At 73.9% G+C, this 23,619-nt stretch carries 17 protein-coding genes; 7 read left to right on the top strand and 10 right to left on the bottom strand.

Annotation, left to right across the window (positions count from 1 at the left end):
* Window positions 1-346: 346 nt before the first annotated feature.
* Both IEZ06_RS18405 and IEZ06_RS18410 read right to left on the bottom strand, forming a co-directional pair.
* Complete coding sequence (locus IEZ06_RS18405; RefSeq protein WP_203872013.1) at window positions 347-787, bottom strand: DoxX family protein; 441 nt, start codon at window positions 785-787, stop codon at window positions 347-349.
* A gap of 190 nt (window positions 788-977) precedes the next feature.
* A complete protein-coding gene (locus IEZ06_RS18410; RefSeq protein ID WP_189237940.1) occupies window positions 978-1,391 on the bottom strand; it encodes a VOC family protein in 414 nt (137 codons plus the stop codon).
* A 137-nt stretch (window positions 1,392-1,528) separates the two neighbouring features.
* Between IEZ06_RS18410 and IEZ06_RS18415 the strand changes: the two genes are divergently transcribed.
* Window positions 1,529-2,392, top strand: coding sequence for a sigma-70 family RNA polymerase sigma factor (locus IEZ06_RS18415; protein ID WP_189237941.1), 864 nt, complete (start codon window positions 1,529-1,531; stop codon window positions 2,390-2,392).
* 334 nt (window positions 2,393-2,726) lie between these two features.
* Here the strand turns inward: IEZ06_RS18415 and IEZ06_RS18420 are convergent, their stop codons facing one another.
* Window positions 2,727-3,272, bottom strand: a complete 546-nt coding sequence (locus IEZ06_RS18420; protein WP_229798323.1) for a GNAT family N-acetyltransferase — start codon at window positions 3,270-3,272, stop codon at window positions 2,727-2,729.
* 516 nt (window positions 3,273-3,788) lie between these two features.
* On the opposite strand from IEZ06_RS18420, the gene IEZ06_RS18425 reads away from it, so the two are divergent.
* Together IEZ06_RS18425 and glpK are read left to right on the top strand one after the other, a co-directional pair.
* Complete coding sequence (locus IEZ06_RS18425; protein WP_189237942.1) at window positions 3,789-4,517, top strand: dienelactone hydrolase family protein; 729 nt, start codon at window positions 3,789-3,791, stop codon at window positions 4,515-4,517.
* 282 nt (window positions 4,518-4,799) lie between these two features.
* Window positions 4,800-6,317: a glycerol kinase GlpK gene (glpK, locus tag IEZ06_RS18430; protein ID WP_189237943.1), complete on the top strand. Its 1,518-nt coding sequence runs from the start codon at window positions 4,800-4,802 to the stop codon at window positions 6,315-6,317.
* Window positions 6,318-6,435: 118 nt separating this feature from the next.
* Here glpK and IEZ06_RS18435 read toward each other — a convergent pair whose 3' ends face one another.
* Window positions 6,436-6,732 (bottom strand): putative quinol monooxygenase, encoded by a 297-nt coding sequence (locus tag IEZ06_RS18435; protein WP_189237944.1) that lies wholly within the window; start codon window positions 6,730-6,732, stop codon window positions 6,436-6,438.
* An 87-nt stretch (window positions 6,733-6,819) separates the two neighbouring features.
* On the opposite strand from IEZ06_RS18435, the gene pdxR reads away from it, so the two are divergent.
* Complete coding sequence (gene pdxR, locus IEZ06_RS18440; protein WP_189237945.1) at window positions 6,820-8,238, top strand: MocR-like pyridoxine biosynthesis transcription factor PdxR; 1,419 nt, start codon at window positions 6,820-6,822, stop codon at window positions 8,236-8,238.
* A gap of 109 nt (window positions 8,239-8,347) precedes the next feature.
* On the opposite strand, the gene IEZ06_RS18445 is transcribed toward pdxR, so the two are convergent.
* Window positions 8,348-8,986 (bottom strand): TetR/AcrR family transcriptional regulator, encoded by a 639-nt coding sequence (locus IEZ06_RS18445; protein WP_189237946.1) that lies wholly within the window; start codon window positions 8,984-8,986, stop codon window positions 8,348-8,350.
* Window positions 8,987-9,047: 61 nt separating this feature from the next.
* On the opposite strand from IEZ06_RS18445, the gene IEZ06_RS18450 reads away from it, so the two are divergent.
* Window positions 9,048-9,716, top strand: coding sequence for a class I SAM-dependent methyltransferase (locus IEZ06_RS18450; protein WP_189237947.1), 669 nt, complete (start codon window positions 9,048-9,050; stop codon window positions 9,714-9,716).
* A 51-nt stretch (window positions 9,717-9,767) separates the two neighbouring features.
* On the opposite strand, the gene IEZ06_RS18455 is transcribed toward IEZ06_RS18450, so the two are convergent.
* On the bottom strand, window positions 9,768-11,123 hold the full coding sequence (locus IEZ06_RS18455; protein WP_229798325.1) for an alpha/beta hydrolase: 1,356 nt from the start codon (window positions 11,121-11,123) through the stop codon (window positions 9,768-9,770).
* A 267-nt stretch (window positions 11,124-11,390) separates the two neighbouring features.
* On the opposite strand from IEZ06_RS18455, the gene IEZ06_RS18460 reads away from it, so the two are divergent.
* Entirely contained in the window at window positions 11,391-17,693 is a 6,303-nt protein-coding gene (locus IEZ06_RS18460; protein WP_189237948.1) for a type I polyketide synthase, read from the top strand.
* Window positions 17,690-19,000 carry a crotonyl-CoA carboxylase/reductase gene (gene ccrA / locus IEZ06_RS18465; RefSeq protein ID WP_189237949.1) on the top strand — a complete coding sequence of 437 codons (1,311 nt, stop codon included), beginning with the start codon at window positions 17,690-17,692 and terminating at the stop codon, window positions 18,998-19,000. Before IEZ06_RS18460 ends, ccrA begins: the two co-directional genes overlap by 4 nt.
* Here the strand turns inward: ccrA and IEZ06_RS18470 are convergent.
* From IEZ06_RS18470 to IEZ06_RS18485, 4 genes are all read right to left on the bottom strand, one after another.
* Complete coding sequence (locus IEZ06_RS18470; protein ID WP_229798328.1) at window positions 18,981-20,234, bottom strand: PucR family transcriptional regulator; 1,254 nt, start codon at window positions 20,232-20,234, stop codon at window positions 18,981-18,983. The genes ccrA and IEZ06_RS18470 overlap by 20 nt on opposite strands.
* A gap of 116 nt (window positions 20,235-20,350) precedes the next feature.
* Complete coding sequence (locus tag IEZ06_RS18475) at window positions 20,351-20,551, bottom strand: EF-hand domain-containing protein (RefSeq protein WP_189237951.1); 201 nt, start codon at window positions 20,549-20,551, stop codon at window positions 20,351-20,353.
* Window positions 20,552-20,656: 105 nt separating this feature from the next.
* Window positions 20,657-23,002 carry a protein translocase subunit SecD gene (secD, locus tag IEZ06_RS18480; RefSeq protein WP_189237952.1) on the bottom strand — a complete coding sequence of 782 codons (2,346 nt, stop codon included), beginning with the start codon at window positions 23,000-23,002 and terminating at the stop codon, window positions 20,657-20,659.
* A 173-nt stretch (window positions 23,003-23,175) separates the two neighbouring features.
* Entirely contained in the window at window positions 23,176-23,553 is a 378-nt protein-coding gene (locus tag IEZ06_RS18485) for a hypothetical protein (protein ID WP_189237953.1), read from the bottom strand.
* Window positions 23,554-23,619 lie beyond the last annotated feature (66 nt).

Raw genomic sequence — 23,619 nt, forward strand, 5'->3', positions numbered from 1 at the left:
CCCGGCTGCGCGAGCTGAGCCGGCCGTTCGCCGACCGCGCGGCGGCGGACATCGAATGCCTGACTCCCGCCCTGTCGCGATGACGCGCCGCCCGGATGCCGGTTCGGACCGTGCGTCCCGGTCCGTTCGGGTGGGTGGCAGGGCGGGGCCGGGTCCGGGAGATCCATGAGGACGAAGAGCGGCGCCCACGTGCCGTCGCCGACAGGGCAGACCTGGTGCGGCACCGGGTCCAGCCGGCGCCCGCTGCTGCGGTCCCATCCGGGCCGGCATCGCCAGCGCGATGTATCCGTCAGGTGCGCTCCAGCGGCGGGAGACGAATCCCCGGGCCGGCAAGGTCCTCATGTCGTCACTCCGTTGAATGTGCTGCGCGGGCTGCGGACGGGGTGGCGGTCCGTAGGAGGTCTCGCCAGTCGGCCGGCCAGTCGACCAGCGCAAGAACGCCAGAGATGATGAGGTATGTCGGTGCGGCCCAGCTTTCAGCCAGCACGTCATGGTTGATGATGTGTGTCGTGACCGCTCCGGTGAGCACGAACACCAGCGTGGTAGCACCCAGGAAGCGTGTTCGTCTGCTGGGGATCATGAGCAGGATGGCGGCGAGACCTTCCAGGGTGCCGATGACGAAGCGCATCCAGGACGGGTAACCCCACTCGATGAATTGTGTCGAGTAGGGCGGACCAGCGAACGTTTCGCCAGGCCAGTATTTGGTGATGGCGCCCAGTGCGAACTGGAGGGCGACGAACCAGTACAGGCCGGTCATCAAGCGCCGCGGCCAGGTTCGGGTGGTCATATGTCTGTCCTTTCAAGGACGGTTGGTGACTGCCGATGTCGACTGGGATTCGCAGGGGCCGGCGGCGGGGATCCCCCGCCCCGGCTGAACGAGACGAAATGACGGAGGTCCCCTTCGGTTTGGCGGCTCAGATCCTCATGGAGCATCTGGCGCGGACCAGGTCTTTGGCGCCGCCCGCACCCGCCGGCGGCTACTCCGCGTAGGACTGGTCCTGCCCCTGGGCGCTGTAACCGAGGCTCCAGATGTAGCCGTCCGGGTCCGCGAAAGAACCGCCGTATCCGCCCCACGGCAGGGATCCGGCGGGCTTGAGGATCGTGGCACCGGCCTTCTCGGCTTCTGCGATGATCTCGTCGACCCGCGCCTCGCTGCGCACGACGTAGGTGAGGACCAGCCCACTGAAGCCGCTGCCCTGCGGGCTCGTGCCCACCTGGTCGGCCAGGCCCTCACGACCGTAGAAACCGACGGGGGAGGCTCCGTCCGATTCGAAGAACACCGAGATGCCGTAGTCGTCCTTGACCTTCCAGCCGAGCCCTTCCGTGTAGAACCGCTTCGACACCTCCATGTCGCGGACGCCGAGGAGGATCGAGCTCACGTGCGCTTTCATGCCTTGTCTCCTTTGTGCTTGACGTACAGGTGCCGCCTGAGCCGGCGAACCGGACGTCCGGGCCGGGCCCGGGACGTCACATCGAGGTGGGTTCGACGGTCAACTGGTATGACCGGCGAGACGGAGGAATGTGACCGATGGTCGAACACGACTGGGTGAGCGAGCGGTTCGCCGAGCACCAGAGCCGCTTGCAGGCGGTGGCCTACCGGATGCTCGGCTCGACCGGTGAGGCCGAAGACGCGGTGCAGGAGGCGTGGCTGCGGGTCAGCCGCGCAGACACCGGCCAGGTGGAGAATCCGGCGGGGTGGCTGACCACGGTCGTCGCCCGTGTCTGCCTCAACATGCTCGAGGCACGCCGGACCCGGCGTGAAGACTCGGCCGGGGCGTTGCCGCCCGAGCCGGACGCGAGCATCCAGCCCACCGGCCAGGCTGGCCCCGAGGGCGAGGCGCTGCTGGCCGATTCGGTGGGGGTCGCGCTGATGGTGGTGCTGGACACGCTGACTCCCGCCGAGCGGCTCGCATTCGTCCTGCACGATGTCTTCGCCGTGTCATTCGGCGAGATCGGCACCATCATCGACCGCTCCCCGACGGCCGCCCGGCAGCTCGCCAGCCGGGCCCGGCGCCGGGTACGAGGAGCGGCCGCGGCATCCGATGCCGCGCGATCAGCGAAGCGGGAGATCGTCGAAGCCTTCCTGGCCGCCTCCCGGGACGGGGATTTCGCCGCCCTGCTCGAGCTGCTCGATCCGGACGTCGTGGTCGGCGAGATCCGCGGCGGCCACGCGGCGGCGTCCTTCTTCGCCGGACGGGCTCAGGCCGCCCGGCCTGCGCTGGTCGACGGTGTACCGGGGGCCGTCTGGTCGCACCTCGGCCGGCCGAAGGCCGTCTTCGCGTTCACCGTCGATGACGGGAAGATCACCCGCATCGATATCGACACCGACCCCGGCCGCCTCCGCGCCCTCGACATCGTCATTCTTGCCGCAGGCGACACGGAACGGCGTTGACCTGCACGGATCTCAGGCTCGCGGTTCGCACTCCCGCTGCCCGCTGCCCGCTGCCCGCTGTCCACGACTTCGACGCGGTGCTCGGCTTCCACCCGGCGGCCCATCTCGCGCTGGCGCTGACCCGCCCGCCGGTGGGCGAGCCGGGCGGCGACCGTGTACGCCACCGGGACGCCCACCGACGACCGGCACCTGTTCGCCACCCTGGACGCGGCCCTATACGCGCGCTGACGCGGGACATCTCGTTCCGTGCGTCCCTGACGGCGCGTGGACCACGTCACTGGGCGGGCCGGCTTCAGGGCCGGCAGCGGTATCCCGCCGCCGACCCATGGGGCGACTACCGGCGAGCCGTCGGTGCCGCGTTCGACGTGAACCGGGCGGTGCCCTGTTCGGTGTCGGTGTGCGATCGCTGGAAGCCAGCCTTCTCCAGGACCCGGATCGAGGGAGGATTCGACAGCTCCACGTCGGCGTAGACCATGTGGACGCCTGGTGCGGTGAGGGCGAACCCGGTCAGTGCGCGCGCGGCTTCGGACGCGTAGCCGAGTCCTCGCCGGGAGGGCACGATGCCGTACCCGATTTCCAGGGCACCGTCGTCGGGCGGCCAGAACAGGCCGATCGACCCGACCACCAGACCGCTGTCGCGCTCGATGATCTGACGGTGGCCGTACTCGCCCAGCCATGCGGGATGCTCGGCGAGCAGACTGGCGATGACCTGATCGCCCTCGGCGGGGAAGTCGTGGACCCAGTGCGCCGGCCGGGCGCCGTTCAGGGCGGCGGCGACCTCGTCCGGGGTCCACGACCGCAGGATGAGGCGGTCGGTGGTCAGATCGGCATCGGTCGTTGAGAAGAAGGAAGACACCTGAGTCTCCTGGTCGGTGGTCACGGTCCGGTCCGCGCTCTAGGCGTGCACGGGCCGGATGAGGACATGCTGATGACGGCTGTTGGCAGCCATATTCATCAACCTCCCTCACCGCTCATGATCAGGTGTTGCCCGTGAGGCTAGCGGCTCCTCGCAGTCGGGGTGAACCGTTTTGTGTCCCCTGGGCTTGATCCGGTTCGGGGCGGCCGGATTCCCTTGACGATCCTTCCGGGCTCGGGAACGAGCGGCCGGCTGGTCATCACGGTCACCACAGGCCCCTTTCGTTCGATCCGGCCGATGTGCCGCCCGTGGCCAGGTTCGCCGTCGCCTTCCTGGGTGATCACCCTGCGGCCACCGCACCAGGCAGCGTTCGTCTCGATGAGGCGCAAGCGATGATCTCTGTGTTACCTTCGGCGTCGCCGTGCATCACCGCGAACGCGAGGAGGTGAGACCGATCAACGCTGCGACAGGTCGGGGCTCCCTCCTCTGCATGGTCTAGGGAGCGCCCGCACAAGGCATCCCGAAAGGCTTGAAACGCTGATGCGCTTCACCTCCCAGACGTCGTCGGACGGCGTCATCGAGCAGTTCTTCACCCTCGGCGAGATCCCCGGCGTGCTGTGGACGCCGGAAGACGCCTGCGGCACCCTTCCCCTGATCCTGCTGGGCCACGGCGGCGGGCAGCACAAGACGGCCCCCGGAACCGTGTCCCGCGCGCGCTGCTACGCCGCCAGCGGCTTCGCGGTCGTCGCGATCGACGCACCCAACCACGGCGACCGCCCCAGGGACGAGGAGTTCGTCCGCATCATGGCCGAGATGCGGGCCGGCATGGCCGCCGGCGAGAATCCGGGCGCGCTGGTCGCCGGCATGCACAGCCGTCTGGCCGGTCAGGCCGTCGCCGACTGGCAGGCGGTCCTGACCGCGGTCCAGTGCCTCGACCGGGTCGGCGTCGGCCCGGTGGGCTACTGCGGCATGTCGATGGGCTGCGGGCTCGGCATCCCGCTCATCGCCGCGGAGCCCCGGATCCGCGCCGCGGTGCTGGGCCTGCTCGGCGTGCACGGGCTGGCCGAGGACGCTGCGCGGATCACCGTGCCGGTGCAGTTCCTGGTCCAGTGGGACGACCAGCTGGTGCCGCGGGAGGAGAGCCTGGCCTTGTTCGACGCCCTGGCCTCGGCTCACAAGACGCTGCACGCCAACCCGGGCGAGCACGGGGATGCGCCGCCGTTCGAAGTGGACAGCTCGCTGAAGTTCTTCACCCGGCATCTGGGCTGACACGAGATCGCAGTGCCCGGCGCGCCGGCCGGAAGTCGTTTCCGGTCAGCGCGTCGGGTCCCGACTGTTCGGCATGGCCGAGGCGGAGCGAGCACGCCGCCGACGAACGACTCCACGAGGTCGTGAACAGGGCGAACGTCGCCTGATGTGGCCACTGGGTCCTTGTCGGCCGGTTCTCGCCACCGGAAGATGATCCGGAGGCCGCCTGCGTGGCGGCGGAGAGCCCGTCCGAAGCCGTCCGACAGCCGTCCCGATTCCGACCCACCAAGGAGCGCGATTCCCATGCCCGATTTCGTCGGAGCCGTCGACCAGGGGACGACGAGCACCCGCTTCATGATCTTCGACCACGGTGGCAACGAGGTCGCCCGGCACCAGCTGGAGCACGAGCAGATCCTGCCGCGGGCCGGCTGGGTGGAGCACAACCCCACCGAGATCTGGGAGCGCACCAGGTCGGTGATCGAGACCGCGCTGAACCGGGCGAACCTGGCCGCCTCCGACCTGGCCGCGCTGGGCGTCACCAACCAGCGGGAGACCACGCTGGTGTGGAACCGCAGGACCGGCAGGCCGTACTACAACGCCATCGTCTGGCAGGACACCCGGACCGACCGGATCGCCTCCGCACTGGACCGCGACGGCCGGGGCGACGTCATCCGGCACCGCGCCGGGCTGCCCCCGGCGACCTACTTCTCCGGCGGCAAGCTCCAGTGGATCCTGGAGAACGTCGACGGCGTGCGCGCGGCGGCCGAGGCGGGCGACGCGCTCTTCGGCACCACCGACACCTGGCTGCTGTGGAACCTCACCGGCGGCCCCGACGGCGGCGTGCACGTCACCGACCCGACCAACGCCGGCCGCACCATGCTCATGGACCTGGAGACCCTGGACTGGGACGACGAGCTGCTCTCGTTCTTCGGCGTCCCCCGCGCGATGCTGCCGGAGATCAAGCCGTCCTCCCACCCGGGCCTGTACGGCGTGACCCGGGCGGCCGGGCCGCTCGGCGGCGAGGTGCCCCTCTCCGGCGACCTCGGCGACCAGCAGGCCGCGACCGTCGGGCAGGTCTGCTTCGCCCCCGGCGAGGCCAAGAACACCTACGGCACCGGCAACTTCCTGCTGCTCAACACCGGTCAGGAGCTCGTCCGCTCCGAGCACGGCCTGCTCACCACCGTCTGCTACCGGTTCGGCGACGACAAGCCGGTCTACGCGCTGGAGGGCTCGATCGCGGTCACCGGCTCGGCGGTGCAGTGGCTCCGCGACCAGCTCGGCATCATCTCCGGCGCGGCGCAGAGCGAGTCGCTCGCCCGGCAGGTGGACGACAACGGCGGCGTCTACTTCGTGCCCGCCTTCTCCGGCCTGTTCGCGCCGTACTGGCGATCCGACGCGCGCGGCGCCATCGTCGGCCTGTCCCGCTACAACACCAACGCGCACCTGGCCCGGGCCACGCTGGAGTCGATCTGCTACCAGACCCGGGACGTGGTCGAGGCGATGCAGCAGGACTCCGGCGTCGTGCTCGACGTGCTCCGGGTGGACGGCGGGGTCACCGCCAACGACCTGTGCATGCAGCTGCAGGCCGACATCCTCGGCGTGCCGGTCTCCAAGCCCGTCGTGGCCGAGACCACGGCGCTCGGCGCGGCCTACGCCGCCGGGCTGGCCGTCGGCTTCTGGTCGTCGACCGAGGAGCTGAGGAGCAACTGGCAGGAGGACCGCCGCTGGGAACCGGGCTGGTCCGACGGGCAGCGCGCCCGCGGCTACGCCGGCTGGCGCAAGGCCGTCACCCGGACCCTGGACTGGGTCGACGTCGACTGAGGTCCGAGGGGACCCGTCCCCGTCCCGCGGCGGAGCCGGGCCGTGGATCCGGAGCCGCAGGCCCGGCCGTGGATCCGGAGCCGCAGGCCCGGCCGAGGCTCCGGAGTCCGTACGGGCCCTAGTCGAGGAAGTGGACCTCCAGCTCGCCGTCGAGCAGGTTCGCCGCCTGTCCGAGGAAGCCGGTGATGTGCGGGGACTTCAGGTTCGCGGCATGGTCCTCGGGTCGGCTCCATACCTCGTGGAACCAGAACCGGGCGGGCTCGCCCACCTCGGTGTGGAGGTCGTAGGCCAGGCAGCCCGGTGCCTGCCGGGTCGGTGCGACGAGCGCCGCCAAGGCGTCGTGCAGGGCGGCTTCGCGGCCGTCCTTCGCGCGCATCCGCGCGATGACCGTCAAAGGGGTGTTCGTCGATGTCACGGCGTTCTCCTCGGTGGTACGGGCCCTGCGGAAGAGGGCCGATCCAGAGGCTAGGGGCTGACTGGTCCGGTGATACAGTCCACTTGCATGCCGCCGAACCGGACCAATCGCATCACCGGTCTCCTCCTCGACGTGCCCGACGACGGGCGGGCGCTGCACGAGCGCCTGACGGCCGCGATCAGAGCCGCAGTCCTGGCGGGCCGCCTGGGCCCCGGCGACGCACTGCCCCCGAGCCGGGCGCTCGCCGAGGAGCTGAACTGCTCGCGCTGGGTCGTCAACGAGGCCTACGCCCAGCTGGTCGCCGAAGGGCACCTCACGGCGCGGCAGGGGTCGGGCACGCGGGTGGCGCCGGAGGCGTCGACGCGACCGGCCGCCCCGCCGGCCGTACCCGCCGCGCGGACGCCCTTCCCGATCGTGGCGGACCTGCGGCCCGGCGCGCCCGACGTGGCGGGCTTCCCCGCCGCGGCCTGGGGCCGGGCCGTCCACCACGCCCTCATGACCGGCGGAGGCTCGGACGTCTTCCCGCCGGCGGGGGGCGTGCGGCGGCTGCGTGAGGTCGTGTCCGGCTACCTGGGGCGGACCCGGGGGGTGGCGGTCTCGCCCGAGGAGGTGGTCATCACCTGCGGCACCACGCACGCGGTGGGGCTGCTGGCCGGTGTCCTGGCCCGGCGGTCCGCGTCGCGGCTGGCGGTGGAGGACCCCGGCTGGAGCCGGCTCGGCGACGCGGCCGCCCACGCGGGGCTGGCGGTCGAGCCGGTGGCCGTCGACGGCGAGGGCGTCGACGTCGGGCGGTTGCGGCGGACGGACGCGGACGCGGTGCTCTGCTCGCCCGCCCACCAGTTCCCCACCGGCGCCGCCCTGTCGGCGGGGCGGCGGCGGGCGCTGCTGGCGTGGGCGAAGGAGCGCTCGGCCGTCGTGCTGGAGGACGACTACGACGCCGAGTTCCGCTACGACCGCAAGCCGATCGGGGCGCTGGCGGCCCTCGACCGGGACAACGTCGCCTACCTCGGCTCCGTGAGCAAGACCCTGCACCCGGGCCTGCGGATGGGCTGGATGATCCCTCCCGCACGCCTGAGGGACCCGGTGACCGAGGCCCTCGAACGGTCCGGGGCGGGTCCCGGCGTGTTCGACCAGCTGGCGCTCGCCCGGCTCATCGACGCCGGCGACTACGACAGGCACCTGCGCCGCGCCCGCGCGCTGTACCGCGAGCGCCGGGAGGCGGTGCTCGCGGCCCTGCGCGGCCACTCCGTCATCCGCGACGCCGGTCCCGCCGGCGGGATCGCCGCGGGACTGCACCTGGTGCTCCCGCTGCCGTCCGGGCATGACGACCGCGACGTCGCCGGCCGCCTGGAGCGCCGGGGCGTGGCCGTGATGCCCCTGTCGCGCTACACCCGCGGCCGCCTCCGGCCCGCCCTGGTCATCGGGTACGGCCGGCTCTCACCGGCCCGGGCGCCCTTCGCCGCGGCGGAGATCGCGGCGGTGCTCGAAAGCGGTGTCCGCCGGTAGCGGGAGACCGCCCTCCCCCCGAGCCGTATCGTCCGCGAGCCGCCGGCCCCTGACGGCCGGGCTCGGGACGGGGCCGGTGTCGTGGAGGACGGTCGCGACGTCCGCCCGCTCAGCCGGGATCGGCGCAGAGCTGGGAGGTCAAGGTGACGCGGGCCCACTCCTCCCAGGTGTCCGGTGACCAGTCGCGGTCGCGGACGAAGACCAGGTAGAGCTCCGGGCTGAGCAGGCCGAACAGCAGGTCCGCCGCCGTCTCGACGGAGAGGCCGGGACGGGCGTCGGGCTTGCCGGTCAGGGCTTCGGCCGCTGCGTGCTGCACGGTGTAACGCGGGTCGGGGCCGGCCGGCCATTGCACGGCGATCTCGGGGTCGGTGGCCGCGGCAGCCGCGATCATCGGCATGATCGGGGCGACCCGGCCCAGGACCTCGCGGGTGCCGTGGACGTGCGCGCGCAGTTGCCCCGCCGCGGTGGGCTCGGCGCACGCGGCGCGGAACCACTCACGATCCATGGTGGCGACCGGCTCGGTGTCCCCGGCGATGGACGTGTCGACGACGTCCTTGAACAGGGTGCGCTTGTTGTGGAAGACGAAGTAGACCGTCTGGACGGCTACGCCCGCCCGGTCCGCCACCTCCTGCAGGCTCGTCGCCCCGTAACCCTGCGCGACGAACAGTTCGCGGGCCGCCTCGACGACTTTTTCGCGGGTGCGGCGTGAGCGCTCGGCTCGCTTGTCCGGCCGCTTGACTCCGTCCATATTGCGAGTATATCTATAGAGTACATCACTAGAGTTCAACTCTAAATTATTGGAGGAGACGATGAACCAGCCCGACGCCGCCCGGAAGCCGGAACCGGACCTGGCCGCAACGCGGCGAGACCCGGAGGAGGAGGCCGTCCACCGCGCGCTGGAGGGCTACTACCGCACCGGCAGACCACCGTGGGACACCGGCGTGACGCCTCCCGAGCTGGTCGCCCTGGTGGAGGGGCACGGCGCGCTGCCGCCCGGCCGCGCCCTCGAACTCGGCTGCGGCACGGGGACCAACGCCATCTACCTCGCACGGCACGGCTGGGAGGTGGCGGCCGTCGACCTGATCGACCGTGCCGTCGACCAGGCCAGGGAGAAGGCCGCGGCGGCGGGAGCGGCGGTACGGCTGCTGCACGGAGACGCCACCCGCCTCGACGAGCTCGACGTGCCGGGCCCCTTCGACCTGTTCTTCGACCTGAGCTGCTACTGCGGGGTCCCGCTGCACCGCCGCGACGCCTACGCCGCCGGGCTCACCCACCGCGCCGCTCCCGGAGCGCGGTTGCTGATGTTCGGGTACGGCCCCGAGCCGCTGGGCAATCCGACCCCCGAGGTCGCGTCGTGGGCGGCGGGCGTCACGGCCGACGAGCTCCGCGCCAGGTTCGCCGGCTGGGAACTGCTCGACGTCACACCGGGCACCAACTCGGTGCCGACCTTCTGGTTCACGCTGCGCCGCGACGCCTAGCGATCTCCGGTCGCGGGTTTCTGCGTCCGGCGGACGGAGCCGCTCACCCGGTCAGCGGTCCTGCTCGACCGGTTCCTTCGAGCCGGCGGGCGTCCCCTGAGCGTCCGTCCTGGCGAACGGGTCCTCGCCGGAGGACCCGTCGGGCGGGGACGGCCGCTCGTCGCGGGACAGGCCGAGGGCGGTCACGATCATCGGGTAGGAACGGGTGAACTCGCGCTTCCAGTACGGCCAGCTGTGCGTGCCGTCCTTGTAGAGGTGGACCACCGGTTTGATCCCGTGCAGGCGGAGCCTGGCGACCAGGTCCTTGGTGGTGTAGGCGGAGACCGGCTCGCTCAGGTGGGCGGGCGACCAGGGGGTGCCGGGCGCGTCCAGTTCGCCGGGGAGGCTGGTCGTGCCGCTGGAGATGTAGATGCCCGTCCCCCGCAGGTTCCGGGCGAGGTGCGCCGGGTCGTTGGCCTTCCAGACGTTCCGGTTCCTGACCGGGTCGCCCCACAAAGCCTTCGGATCCTGGCCCTCGGCGGCCTGGGCGTTCATGATCAGATCCGGGATGCCGGGCAGCCGGGTGGACATGACCCCGCTGTAGGCGCCGACGAAGCGGAACATGCCGGGATGGCGCGCGGCGTACTTCATCGCGCCGTAGGCGCCCATGGACAGGCCCGCCACGGCCCGGCGGGTCCCGGCCCGGTATCCGGACTCCAGCAGGCGGCGCAGCTCCTGGGTGTGGAAGGTCTCCCAGCCGGGCGGGCCGCCCCTGCCGCCGTTGTGCCAGTCGCTGTAGTTCCCGGCCCGTCCGGCCTCGGGCATCACGACGATCGCGTCGAGGTCCTCGGTGAGCTCCTCGATGTCGGTCATCCGGGTCCAGGAGGTGTAGTCGTCCGCGCCGCCGTGCAGCAGGTAGAGCACCGGCCAGGTGCGGTCCGCCCGCTTCGACCAGCCGCCGGGGACCAGCACCCGGACCGGGAGCCGGGCGTTCACCGCCGGGGACGAGACCGTGAGGTCGACCATGCGCAGGCCGAACCAGCGCTCCTTCACCACCCGCGCCCTGCCGCGCAGCGCCGCCGGCCAGGGACCCGACGGGCTCCGGCCCGCCTTCGCGGCGGAGGCCGGTCCCGTGGACGGGCGCGGGGACGCGCTCGGGTCCGGGCCCGGCTTCGCGGAGGGACTCGGCTTCACCGCCGGGACCGCCGCCGGGGCCGCCGCTGCGTGCGTGGTCGCGTGCGCGGTCGCCGGCGGTCCGAAGAGCAGCGAGGCCGACAGCGAGACCACCAGCGCGACCGGCAGTGAGAGCGGCAGTGAGAGCGGGGGGGAGGTCGACGGTGAGAGCGGCGGGGAGGGCGCCGGTGGGACCGGAGGCGGGGGCGACGGCGGGGTCGAGGGGACCGGGAATCCGCGTCGGGCAGGGCGCATCGTCATTCCTCCACCGGCCCGGAGCGGTGAGGGCCGTGGGAGGCGACCTTAGGCCGGACGGCGGGGCGCCGATATGGGCGTCCGCAACGAATCGCCGGACCCGCTTGAGCTCCGGCGACAAACCCGCCCGCGCCCCGGGCGCCGTACCGGCCCGTTGTCACGCCCATGACAAAACGCCCTGGTGGATTGTGGTCCGCCAGGGATCCCTCCCGCCGACCCCCCTGGGTAAGTTGGCCGATCACCTCGGCTGTTCTCAGGAGTCGCCCCGTGGACCTGCTCGGTGAAGACGACATCCGCCGCTTCCTCTCGGAGCGGATCGCCGCCCGCTGCCGCCTGCCTCTCGCCGACGTCGACGCCGACCGTCCCCTGGAGGAGTTCGGGCTGTCCTCGCGTGACGCGGTCGCCGTGGCGGGGGAGCTGGAGACGCTGCTCGGCAGGGCGCTGGGACCCACGCTGGTCTGGGAGTACCCCACGATCGACCGGCTCGCCCGGGGCCTCGCCGCGCGGACCGCGGACCCGGCTCCGCAGGCCGTACGGCGGGCGGCCCCGGGCGAACCGGTCGCGGTGGTCGGCCTCGGCTGCCGCCTGCCCGGCTCCGTCCACGGGCCCGGGGACTTCTGGCGGCTGCTCCTGGCGGGCGGCGACGCGGTCGGCGAGGTCCCCGGGGGCCGGTGGGAGGAGTTCGACGACGGCTCCCCCCGCACCGCCGAGGCGCTGGCCCGGACCACCAGGCACGGCGGCTTCCTCGACGACGTGGCCGGGTTCGACGCCGACTTCTTCGGGATCGTCCCCGGCGAGGCCGAGACCATGGACCCGCAGCAGCGGCTGCTGCTGGAGACGGCCTGGGAGGCGCTGGAGCACGCCGGGATCGCGCCGCGCTCGCTGCGCGGCAGCCGTACCGGGGTGTTCGCCGGAGTCTCCGGCCACGAGTACGCCTACCTGACCACCGCGGACGTCTCCCGGGTGGACGCCTGGACGGCGACCGGGGCGGCGTCCAGCATCGCCGCGAACCGGCTCTCCTACGTGCTCGACCTGCGCGGGCCCAGCCTCGCGGTGGACACGGCCTGCTCCTCGTCGCTGGTGGCCGTCGACCTGGCCGTGCGCAGCCTGCGGGAGGGGGAGAGCGACCTGGCGCTGGCGGCCGGGGTGAACCTGCTGCTCTCGCCGGTGGTCACGATGGCGTTCGACCGGGGCGGCGGGACCGCGCCCGACGGCCGGTGCAAGGCGTTCGACGCGGCGGCCGACGGGATGGTCCGGGCCGAGGGCTGCGGCGTGGCGGTGCTCAAGCGCCTGTCCGACGCGCTGCGCGACGGCGACCGGGTGCTGGCCGTGGTCCGCGCCACGGCGGTGAACCAGGACGGCCGCTCCAACGGACTGGTCGCACCCAACCCCGAGGCCCAGGAGGAACTGCTGCGCGCGGCCTATGCGGGGCTGGAGCCGCCGGACTACATCGAGGCGCACGGCACCGGCACCTTCCTCGGCGACCCGATCGAGGCGCGGGCGATCGACGCGGCCCTGCCGCCGGGGCACCGGGTCCTGCTCGGCTCGGCCAAGAGCAACCTCGGCCATCTGGAGGCCGCCGCCGGGATCACCGGCCTGATCAAGACCGTCCTCGCCCTGCACCACGGGGTCGTCCCGCCCAGCGCGCACTTCCACCGCCCCAACCCGCACATCCCCTGGGACCGGCTGGAGGTCGTCACCGCCCCCACCCCCTGGCCGGGCGGACTCGGCGCACGCCCCCGGGCGGGCGTCTCCTCCTTCGGCTTCGGCGGCACCAACGCCCACGTCGTCCTCGACGCGGCCCTCCGGGAGCCCGCCGTCCCGTCCGGAGCCGAAACCGGAACCGAATTCGAAGCCACGCCCGAAACCGATCCCGAAGCCGGACGCGGGCCCGGGGCCGGAACCGAATCCGAAGCCACATCCGAAGCCGATCCCGAAGCCGGACGCGGGCCCGGGGCCGGAACGGGGCCCGGAGCCGGACCCGGGCCCGAGGTCGAGGGCGCGGCCGAGGTGCGGGGCGCGCGGGTGTTCCTGCTGACGGACGCCTCGGCCGACCGGGTACGGGAGCACGCCGGACGGCTCGCCGAGTGGATCGGCGGCGTCCCGGCCGGACTGGACGACGTCGCCCGCACGCTCGCCCGGCGCGCCGGACGGGGCCGGGCCGGGGCCGCCGTGGTCGCCCGGGACGCGCGGGAGCTGGCCGCCGGGCTGCGGGCCGTACACGAGGGACGGCCCGCACAGGGCACGGCGGTGGGCACCGCGGCCGGTGGACGGGGGCCCGTCTGGGTGTTCGGCGGGTACGGCTCGCAGTGGGCCGGGATGGGAGCGCGCCTGTACGCCCTGGAGCCCGTCTTCGCCGGCGTGATCGACGAGCTGGACCCCCTGTTCCGCCAGGAGGCGGACCTCCCGCTGAGGGAGGTCGTCGCCGCGGGCCGCGACCCCGGGGGAGTGGCCACCGCCCAGCCGCTGATCTTCGCGGTGCAGGTGGCGCTGGCCCGGCTGTGGAACTCCCACGGCGTACGGCCCGCGGCCGTGGTCGGGCACTCGATGGGCGAGATCGCCGCCGCCCTGGTCGCGGGCGGGATCGGCCCGCAGGACGCGGTCCGGGTGGTCTGCCGCCGGGCCCGGCTGCTGGGCACCCTCGGCGGCGGCGGCGCGATGGCCGTGCTGGAGGTGGCGGCCGAGGAGGTCCCGGCCGACCTGCACGTCGCCGTCCACTCCTCGCCGAGGCAGTGCGTCGTCACCGGGGATCCGGGCCGGGTGGCGGCCTTCGCCGCAGAGGTGGAGGCGCGGGGCCTGCTGTCCCGGCTGCTGACCGCGGAGGGCGCCGGGCACTCGCCCCAGGTCAAGCCGCTCCTGCCGAGGCTGCGCGAGGAACTCGCCGGGATCGAGGGGGGAAAGCCCGGCATCCCCTTCTACTCGACCGTGTTCGACGACCCCCGTGAGGTCCCGGTCTTCGAGCCCGCCTACTGGGCCGCCGGGGTCCGCCGCCCGGTCCGGCTGATGGCCGCGCTCCGGGCCGCCGCCGAGGACGGGCACACCGTCTTCACCGAGATCGGCCCGCACCCGGTCCTGGCCGCGGCGCTGCGCGACACCCTCCCGGCGGGCACCGTGGTCACGCACTCGCTCCGCCGGGGGCACGACGAGGAGTTCGCCGCCCAGCTGGCGGCCGTGGCCGTGGCGCTGCCCTCGGCGGAGCTGGCCCCGTACGGCGCGGTCACCGACCTGCCCCTGCCCGCGTGGCGGCACGAGCGGCACTGGGTCTCCGCCGCCCGGCGCGCCGCGCTCCCGCCGGGGACGCACCCGCTGCTCGGCACGCACGTCGAGGGTCCCGCCGGACACGTGTGGACCACGACCGTCGACGACCTGGCCGACGCCCCCTGGCGGCTGGACCCCGCGCACTGGCGGGTCCACGGCCTGCCGGTGCTGCCGCTGGCCGCGGTGGCCGCCCTCGCGCAGGCCGCGGCCGCGCAGGCCTGCGGCCGGGCCGAGCTGACCGACGTCGTCCTGGACGGGCTGCTCCCGCTGCCCGCCGAGGTCGTCACCACCGTCACCCCGTGCGGCGAGGTGGAGATCGACGCGAGGAACGCCGCGGGAACCTGGATCCGGTACGGCACCGCGACCATCGTCACCGACGCGCCCCCGGCCGGAGCGGTCCCGAGCCCGGCGGAGCTCGCCGCCCGGCTGCACGGCCGGTCGGCGGGGGAACCGGGCGGGGCCGCACCGGTGCCCGTTGAGATCGGATACCTCGGTCCGGACGGCACACCGGAGGATGTGCGGGTCCGACGGATCCCCGCCACCGCCGTGCCGGTCCCGCTCGCGGCCAAGCTGGTCGGCCGCAGGTGGGCGGAGTCGCCGGACGCCGGAACCGCGGACGGAACGGGACCTGCCCGCTCCTGGCTGCTGGTGGCGGTGGAGGGGGACCCGCGGGCGGAGCGGCTCGCGGCCGGTCTGACGGCCGAGGGTCACACCGTCCGCCGTGCGCCCCTGCTCCGGACCTCGTCTCCGGGCCCCGTTCTCGTCCCGGCCCAGCGCCGCGCACCCCACGCGGACGAGGACGGTCCGGTACCGGTCACCGCGGAGGCCGTGGTGCTGGTCCCCGCCGGGCTGGACCCGGCCGGGGCCGAGGAGGTGATGCTCGCGGTCACCCGCCTCGTCCGCGACCTCACCGGGAACGGGAGCGGGGCGAGGCTGCGGCTGGCCACCGAGCGGGCGCAGGCCGTACTGCCGGGGGAGGGCGCCGACCCCGGGGCGGCGGCCCTGCGCGGGCTGGTCCGGGTGCTGGCCTTCGAGCACCCCGGCCTGCGCGCCTGCCTGATCGACGCCGACGACCCGGCCGCGCTCCTGACGGAGCTGACCCGCCGCACCACCGGCCTCGCTGCACCGGGCGACTCCGTATCCGCCGACGACGAGGTCGCCTGGCGCGGCGGCGTCCGCCTGGCGGCCCGCCTGGCCGCCCTGCCCCTTCCCGCCCCGCCGCCGCCCGGTACGGCGCGGCCGGTGGTGCGGCGGGGCGAGAGCTACCTGGTCACCGGCGGGTACGGCGGGCTGGGGCTGGTGGTGGCCCGGTGGCTGGCCGAGCGGGGGGCCGGGCGGATCGTGCTCGGCGGCCGTTCGGGGCCCGGGTCCTCCGGGATCGCCGCCATCGAGGAGCTGCGGGACCTCGGGACGGACGTCCGGGTGGTGATCGGGGACCTGGCCGCGCCGGGGACGGCCGGGCGGATGGTCGGCGCGGCCGTCGCGGGCGGCCTGCGGCTGCGCGGGGTGGTGCACGCCGCGGGCGTGCTGGACGACCGGCTGGTCGCCGACGTCGGGGCCGCGGACCTGCACCGGGTCTGGTCGGCGAAGGTCCACGGCGGCCTGGCGCTGCACGAGGCGACCCGGGGGCCCGGCCTGGACTGGTGGGTGGCGTTCTCGTCGGCCGCCGCGCTGCTCGGCTCGCCGGGGCAGGCGGCCTACGCCGCGGCGAACGCCTGGCTGGACGCGCTCTGCGAGCGGCGCCGGGCGGAGGGGCTGCCCGGGACGACGGTCGGCTGGGGCACCTGGGCCGAGGTCGGCGGGGCGGGGCGGGCGGTGCTGCCCGCGGTCTCGCCGATCACCCCCGATGAGGGCGTCGAGGCGCTGGAGGCCCTGCTGGCCAGGGGCGTGCCCGCGGCCGGGGTGGTCCGCCTGGACGCGGCGGCGGCGGTGGCGGCCTTCCCCGGGATCGCGCGCATGCCGTACTTCGCGGAGCTGGCGGGTACGGCGGGCGGCTCCGGGGAGGGTGCCGGGACCGGCTCCGGACGGCCGGGCGCGGAGGCGCTGGAGGGCCTGGAACCGGACGCGGCCGTGGCGGTGATCACGGCCGGGCTCGCCGAGCGGACGGCCGCCGTGCTGGGCTTCGAGCGGGACCGGCTCCGGGAGGGCACGGTGCTGACCGAGGCGGGGCTCGACTCGCTGGCGGCGACCCGGGTGCGCGGCGCGGTCGAGCTGGACTTCGGGGTGACGCTCCCGGCGGCCCTGCTGCTGAACGGGGCGACGCTCGGCGACGTCGCCGCGGCCGTGGCCGCGGAGCTCGGCGTGCGCGACCCGGAGCCGCCGACCGGGGAACCGCCGTCGAGGAAGCCGGTGCCGAGCGGGCCGCAGGCCGGGGAGTCATCAGCGGGGGAGCCGCCGGTCGGGCCGCGGCGGGACGGTCTCCTGCGGCGGGCCGATCCCGCCTGGCGCGCCGGGGGTGCGGAGGAGGCCGCGCGGGGCGTCGTCCGGCCGCTCAACCCGGCGGCCCGCGCCCACCTGGCGGGGGAGACCGGGACGGGGACGCCGCTGTTCCTGGCGCACGCGGCGGGCGGGACCACGGAGGTCTACGCGCGGCTGGTGGAGCTGCTGGGCCCCGGCCCGGCGGTGTTCGGGCTGGAGCGGCTGGACGGGCGGGGGGTGGCGGAGCGAGCGGAGCGCTACGTGGAGGAGATCAGGAGGGTGCGGCCGGAGGGGCCGTACCGGCTGGGCGGCTGGTCGTTCGGCGGGGTCCTGGCCTTCGAGATCGCGCGGCGGCTCGGCGCGCGGGACGTGGAGCTGGTGGCGATGATCGACTCCGGCCTGCCGGACGAGACCGACCCGGGGGAGCGCACCCGGATCACCGCCCGCCGGTACGCCGACTTCGCCGTCTACCTGCACGAGACGTACGGCGCGGCCGTCGAGCTCGGCTACGAGGAGCTGGCGGTCCTGGACGAGGACGGGCAGCTCGCGCTCACCGAGGCGCGCGTCGCCGCCTCGGGGGTGGCCGGCCTGCTGGGCGAGGCGATCCTGCGCCACCAGGTCACCTCGCACGCCGACACCCGGGCGCTGGAGGCCTACCGGCCGGGGGTGTTCACCGGCCGCGTGATCCTCTACCGCTCCACCGAGCCGACCCCCTGGGCGGTCCACGACGTCCGGTACGTCCACGCCGGCGACCCCTCACGGGGCTTCGGCCCGTACAGCCCGGCCCTGGAGGTCGTCACCGTCCCGGGCTCGCACCACCTCGACCTGCTCGACCCGCCCCACGTCGAAGTCATCGCCGCTCACCTCGCCGAACACGCTGGAGGCCAGCCATGACCCTCGCCCAGGCCGTCGTAGACGGCGCCGACCCCGAAGAGCTCGCCCGCCTGGAGGTCCCCTCGTCCTTCCGGGCGGCCCACACCCGCAAGGACCAGGTCGGCGTGTTCGGCCGGGTCCCGCACGGCACCGGCGGCGTGGACAAGGACATCACGAAGTCGGTCCACGTCGGCGAGGTGCCGATGCCCGAGCTCGCCCCCGACGAGGTGCTGGTGGCCGTCATGGCGAGCGCGATCAACTTCAACACCGTGTGGACGGCCATGTTCGAACCGATCCCCACCTTCGCCTTCCTGGAGCGGTTCGGCCGCACCGACCCCCGGCACGACCGGGACTTCCACGTGCTCGGCTCGGACGCCTCCGGGGTGGTCGTCCGGATGGGCGCGGCCGTACGGCACTGGCGGATCGGCGACCGGGTCGTCGTCTCGCCCGCCTACGTCGACGCGCAGGACCCGATCACCCACGCCGACTCGATGCTCGGCGAGGACCTGCGGGCCTGGGGGTTCGAGACCAACTACGGCGGGCTGGCCGAGTTCGCCGTGGTCAAGGCCACCCAGCTGCTGCCCAAACCCCGGCACCTGAGCTGGGAGGAGGCCGCCTGCAACATGCTGTGCGCCTCCACCGCCTACCGGATGCTGGTCAGCCCGCGCGGCGCCCGCATGAAGCAGGGCGACGTGGTGCTCGTCTGGGGCGCCGCCGGCGGGCTCGGCGCGTACGGCGTGCAGCTGGTGCGCAACGGCGGCGGCATCCCGGTCGGCGTGGTCGGCTCGGAGGAGAAGGCCGACCTGCTGCGCAGGCTGGGCTGCGAGCACATCGTGGACCGCTCGCAGTTCGAGCACCTCGACGACGAGAAGGCCTGGCGGGCCTTCGGCGCGGAGATCCGCCGCCAGGTGGGCGAGGACCCGCACATCGTCTTCGAGCACACCGGCCGGGACACCTTCGGCGCGTCCGTCTACGTGGCCCGGCGCGGCGGCTCCGTCGTCACCTGCGGCTCCTCCAGCGGGTACGCGCACTCCTACGACAACCGGCACCTGTGGATGAAGCTGAAGAGCATCATCGGCTCGCACGGCGCGAACTACCAGGAGTGCCACGAGGTCAACCGGCTGCTCGCGCTGGGCATGCTGCAGCCGACCCTGTCAGCGGTCTACCCGCTGGCGCGGACCGGCGAGGCGGCCCGCGCCGTGCAGCTCAACCGGCACGTCGGCAAGGTCGGCGTGCTGGGACTGGCCCCCGCCGAGGACCTCGGGATCGAGGACCACGCGCTGCGCGAGCGCATCGGCGAGGACCGGATCAGGACGTTCCGGAGCTGACCGCCTGCCGGGCGCGCAGCACGATCTCCAGCTCGAAGCGGACGTCGGGGTCGGAGAGCTGGTCGCCGTAGAGCTCCTCCAGCTGCCGCAGCCGGTAGCGCACGGTCTGCGGGTGCACGTGGAGCCGCGCGGCGACCTCGCCGGCGCCCCGGCCGTGCCGCAGCCACGCCAGCAGTGTCTCGGCCAGCCGGTCCTGCTGGCTGGGGCGCAGGTGGGCCAGGGGCGCGAGCCGTACCTCGGCGAGGGCGTTGACCAGTTCCTCGTCCCGGAACACGACCAGGGTGGCCATGTGGTCGGAGCAGCGGACCAGGCCCCGCTTGCCGGAGAGCACGCCGCGCCTGCCCAGCTCCAGCGTCTCGCGGGCCCAGCGGAGCGAGGTGGCGGCGGCGGACAGCGGCACGGCGGGGCCGATCGCCGCCTTCCAGCCGCGCAGTCCGGCCTCCAGGGTCTGCACCCGGCCGGGTCCGCCGGGGTCGGGCACGATCAGGCAGGGATCGGGCCGGTCGAGGCCGGTCAGCACGTCCGGCGGGAGCGAGGGCGGGCGGTAGCCGCCGCACCGCTCGTCCAGCGCGACCCCGGCGACCGTCCTGGGCAGCCGCCAGCCGGCGGTCTTGGCCAGGTCCGCGATGGCGTCGGGGGAGGCCGGGGAACGGCTGAGCAGCAGGTTCAGCAGGCGGTGGCGGCGGCGCTCCATCTCCCCGGCGGCGCGCGCCCGGGCCTCGTCGAAGCCCTCGGCGGCGGCGTCGGCGAGCTGGTCGAGGTAGACGAAGATGGCCTCGCCGAGGTCGTACAGCTGCTGGGGGGTGAGCCCGAGGTCCTCGGCCTGCTCGGTCAGGCGCCGCCAGGCCACCCGGGCGCCCAGGCGCATCGCGGTCTGCAGCGGGTCGAGGTTGCGGCCCTCGTTGGCCTCGCCGCGCCCGATCGTGCGGAACACGTCGGCCTCCAGCGGCCTGCTGGGGTTCTCGATCCGGTCCACGAACTGGCGCAGCGCCTCGTCCACGGCCAGCCGTACGATCTTGACGTACGTCTCGTCGGCCGGCCGGGAGTATTCGGGGATGCGGAGGACGATCTCGCCGATCACCTGCTCGGCGATCCGGGACAGGCCCGGCCGGAGCAGCCTCGCCACCGCGGACGGGGTGGAGCCCCAGAGCCTCTGGTCGGACACCGCGTCGTCCGGCCCGCCGCGGCCGCCCGGTCCCCGGACCGCGATCCTCGTGTGTTCCTTCGTCGCCACAGACCCTCCCGTCGGAGTGCGCCTCATGTTCTGACGTGATAACACTTGGCAGTAAGCAAACGCTTGTTAGCGTCGCAGGCGCAACACCTGACGCATCCGGCGGGAGGGATTGAGACCTATCCGAGATAGGCGGCGAACTCGTCCAGGGAGATGAGCCCGTCGCCGTCCTCGTCCATCCTGGAGATCGCCGCGGCGGCGGCCTCGGGGGTGAGGGGCTGGCCGAGCACCTCCATGAGACGCGCCAGCTCGACGGCCGAGATCAGGCCGTCACCGTCGACGTCGACCATGCTGAACGTCAGCGCGTAGTCGTTGGCCATGGGTGGATCCGCCTTCCGGATGCGGAGGAATCAGACGGATGCACATTAGCGGCCCGGGCCCGGGACCCCGGAGGGATCTCCCGGGATCCCGGGCCGACACGAACCTCAGACGACCGCCCCGGAACCCTCCCGGGGACGGGCGGTCCGCTTCAGCTTGGGCTGCGGCGGCGGGGCCGGGTTGCGCTTCTCGAACCGGATCGCCAGCGGCGCCGCGACGAACGCCGACGACAGGGTGCCGACGATGACGCCGATCAGCAGCGCCACCGCGAAGTCGGTGAGCGAGGAACCGCCGAGCACGGCCAGCGCGGCCAGGATGAAGATCGCGCCCAGACCGGTGTTCACCGTACGCGGCACGGTCTGCAGGATCGCGGTGTTGGCCACCGCGGCGAACGGTTCCTTGCGCCGCTCCCCCCACAGCTCGCGGACCCGGTCGAAGACCACGACCTTGTCGTTGACCGAGTAGCCGATCACCGTCAGCATGGCGGCCAGGAACACCCCGTCGATCGGCTTGTTCATCCATGCGAACGCGCCGACCACGACCGACGCGTCGACGGCCAGGGTCAGCACGGCCGCCAGGCCGAAGGTCCAGCGGAACCGGAAGGCCAGGTAGGCCAGCTGCGCGGCGAGCGCCACGGCCAGCGCGATCAGGGCGTTGCGGCGCAGCTCCGCGCCCATGCTCGGGCCGATGAGCTCGTCGCGGACCTTGTTCACCTGCCCGGCCCCGCGCTCCAGCGACGCCTCGATCCGGTTCACCTCGGCGTTGCCGATCTGGCCGGTCCGCACGGAGATGTCCTTGCCCGAGGTCTGCACCACGGCGCTGGGGAACCCGGCGTCGGCGACCAGGTCGCGGGCGGTGTCGGCGGTGATCGCCTGAGTGGTGGAGTATTCGACGATCCGGCCGCCGGTGAACTCCACGCCGTAGTTCAGCCCGCGCACCGCGAGCCCGGCCAGTGCCACGACCGCCACCGCGGCGGCGACCACGAGGTAGGTCACGTGGCGGCGCATCAGGTCGGGGCCGTGCTCGTTCAGCCAGGTGCGGAGCCGTCCGATGCCGGCCACGCCGGTGATCTTCGGCCGGGAGGCGACGGCCCGGCGGTTGACCGCCCACTGGGCGATGACCCGGGTGATGACCATCGCGGTGACCATGGAGGCGATCACACCGATGGAGAGCGTCACACCGAAGCCGCGCACCGGCCCGGAGGCCAGGAAGAACAGCAGCCCGGCGGCGAGCAGCGTGGTGATGTTGGAGTCGGCCACCGCGCTCCAGGCGTTGCGGAAGCCCTTCTCCAGCGCCTGCCGGAGCCGCGTCCCGCCACCGGCCGCCGCGGCCTCCCGCCGCTCCCCGGCCTGCTTGGCGGCCGCGGACCCGGTCCCGGGCCGCGACCGGGCGGCGTACTCCTCCCTGGCCCGCTCGAAGACCAGCACGTTGGCGTCCACCGCCATGCCGATCGCGAGCACGAAGCCCGCCAGGCCGGGCAGCGTGAGGGTCGCGCCGAGCGCGACCAGCGCCGCGTAGGAGATCAGCCCGTAGCAGGCCAGCGCGAAGGCGGCGACGAGCCCCACCAGCCGGTAGGTGATGACGATGAACAGCGCGGTGAGCGCGACGCCGATGACGGCGGCCTGGGCGCTGGCGGCGATCGCGGCGGCGCCGAGGGTCGGGCCGACGGTCCGCTGCTCGACGGTCTCGACCGGGACCGGGAGCGAACCGCCCTCGATCAGCACGGCCAGCTCCTTGGCCTCCTCGGCGGTGAAGGAACCGGTGATCTGGGTGGAGTTGCCCGGCAGGCCCACGTTGCAGGCCACGTCCTCGTTCACCTGGGGCGAGACGAGCACCTTGCCGTCGAGCACGATGGCGACCCGCCGCTTGGGGTCGCCGGAGGGGTTGCAGGCCGCCTCACCGGTCAGCTTCGGCCAGGCCTGGGCGCCCTTGCCGCGGAAGTCGATGGTGACGAACCAGCCGCCGCCCGACTGCGGGTCGATGCCCGCCTCGGCGGCGCCGACGTCGTCGCCGCTGAGCCGGGCCGGGCCGACGAGGATGCGGGAGCCGTCCTCGTCGGCGATGACCTGCTCGCCCTGGCCGGGCTTGGTGTTCGCGTCGGCCACGGCGATGACGGGATGGATGGTCAGCTGGGCGGTCTTGCCGATGACCTCGGCCGCCTTGCTCGGGTCCAGCACGCCGGGCAGCTCGACGATGATCCGCTGCTCGCCGGAGCGGGCCAGCGTCGGCTCCGACACGCCCAGCGCGTCGACGCGGCGGCGGAGCACCTCCAGGGTGCGGTCGGTGGTCTCGGCGTCGGCCTTGACCGTCGGGGAGTCCCTGGTCTCCAGGACGATCTGGGTCCCGCCGCGCAGGTCGAGACCGAGGGTCGGACGCATGGTCAGGGCTACGTAGAGAGACGCGGCGATCACGGCGAACGCCGCTATCGCGCGTATCAGCGGGGCACGCGACATGGAAGCCTCCACAGGCTCGAAGAGGAAGGGAGCGGTCCCGCGTACGGCCGGGCGCCCCGGCGCGGGCCCGCGGGACTACGCCGGATACGGCGGAGCACCCGGAGGACGGGTCCGGGGGGACGTCGGTCGGCGGGTACGGCGGAGCACCCCGGAACGCGGGGACGCGGGGTGCCTCAGCCGCCTGTGGAGGGAGGCGCGCGGCCGGACCTGACGAGCAGGGCCGCGAGCGGGCGGGGGTCGTCGTCCCGGGCCGGGCGCGCGGCCGGGCCGGGGGAGGACGGCGGTCGCAGGAGGGAGCGCGACGGGGACGCGGCCGGGTGGCCGCCTCCCGCGCCGGTCCCGGTGAAGGCGGAGGCGGCCGAGAACTGGCGCTCGCCCAGCGGGGCCTGGCGGGAGAAGGGGTGGTGGTCGCCGGGGGCCTTGGCGACGGACGGCCGGTGCTGCGCGCCGTACGACAGGGCGGCGGGCGCGTTCAGCCCGCCCGAGACGAACAGCGGGAGCAGCAGGGCGAGCAGCCAGCCGAAGGGCGCACCGCACCTTCGCTGCCGCATGACGCCCTCCGGTGGACCGGGACCACCTCGTGTGATCCCACCCACCATAACCGGTCGCCACCGCGC

This window comes from Planomonospora antibiotica (assembly GCF_014647955.1).
In the GTDB taxonomy this organism is placed as follows: Bacteria; Actinomycetota; Actinomycetes; order Streptosporangiales; family Streptosporangiaceae; genus Planomonospora; species Planomonospora parontospora.

What these genes read in the sequence shown, in the direction of transcription:
- IEZ06_RS18405 (WP_203872013.1), bottom strand. Translation starts at nt 787, where the DNA reads ATGACCACCCGAACCTGGCCGCGGCGCTTGATGACCGGCCTGTACTGG.
- IEZ06_RS18410 (WP_189237940.1), bottom strand. Translation starts at nt 1,391, where the DNA reads ATGAAAGCGCACGTGAGCTCGATCCTCCTCGGCGTCCGCGACATGGAG.
- IEZ06_RS18415 (WP_189237941.1), top strand. Translation starts at nt 1,529, where the DNA reads ATGGTCGAACACGACTGGGTGAGCGAGCGGTTCGCCGAGCACCAGAGC.
- IEZ06_RS18425 (WP_189237942.1), top strand. Translation starts at nt 3,789, where the DNA reads ATGCGCTTCACCTCCCAGACGTCGTCGGACGGCGTCATCGAGCAGTTC.
- glpK (WP_189237943.1), top strand. Translation starts at nt 4,800, where the DNA reads ATGCCCGATTTCGTCGGAGCCGTCGACCAGGGGACGACGAGCACCCGC.
- pdxR (WP_189237945.1), top strand. Translation starts at nt 6,820, where the DNA reads ATGCCGCCGAACCGGACCAATCGCATCACCGGTCTCCTCCTCGACGTG.
- IEZ06_RS18445 (WP_189237946.1), bottom strand. Translation starts at nt 8,986, where the DNA reads ATGGACGGAGTCAAGCGGCCGGACAAGCGAGCCGAGCGCTCACGCCGC.
- IEZ06_RS18450 (WP_189237947.1), top strand. Translation starts at nt 9,048, where the DNA reads ATGAACCAGCCCGACGCCGCCCGGAAGCCGGAACCGGACCTGGCCGCA.
- IEZ06_RS18455 (WP_229798325.1), bottom strand. Translation starts at nt 11,123, where the DNA reads ATGCGCCCTGCCCGACGCGGATTCCCGGTCCCCTCGACCCCGCCGTCG.
- ccrA (WP_189237949.1), top strand. Translation starts at nt 17,690, where the DNA reads ATGACCCTCGCCCAGGCCGTCGTAGACGGCGCCGACCCCGAAGAGCTC.
- IEZ06_RS18475 (WP_189237951.1), bottom strand. Translation starts at nt 20,551, where the DNA reads ATGGCCAACGACTACGCGCTGACGTTCAGCATGGTCGACGTCGACGGT.
- secD (WP_189237952.1), bottom strand. Translation starts at nt 23,002, where the DNA reads ATGTCGCGTGCCCCGCTGATACGCGCGATAGCGGCGTTCGCCGTGATC.
- IEZ06_RS18485 (WP_189237953.1), bottom strand. Translation starts at nt 23,553, where the DNA reads ATGCGGCAGCGAAGGTGCGGTGCGCCCTTCGGCTGGCTGCTCGCCCTG.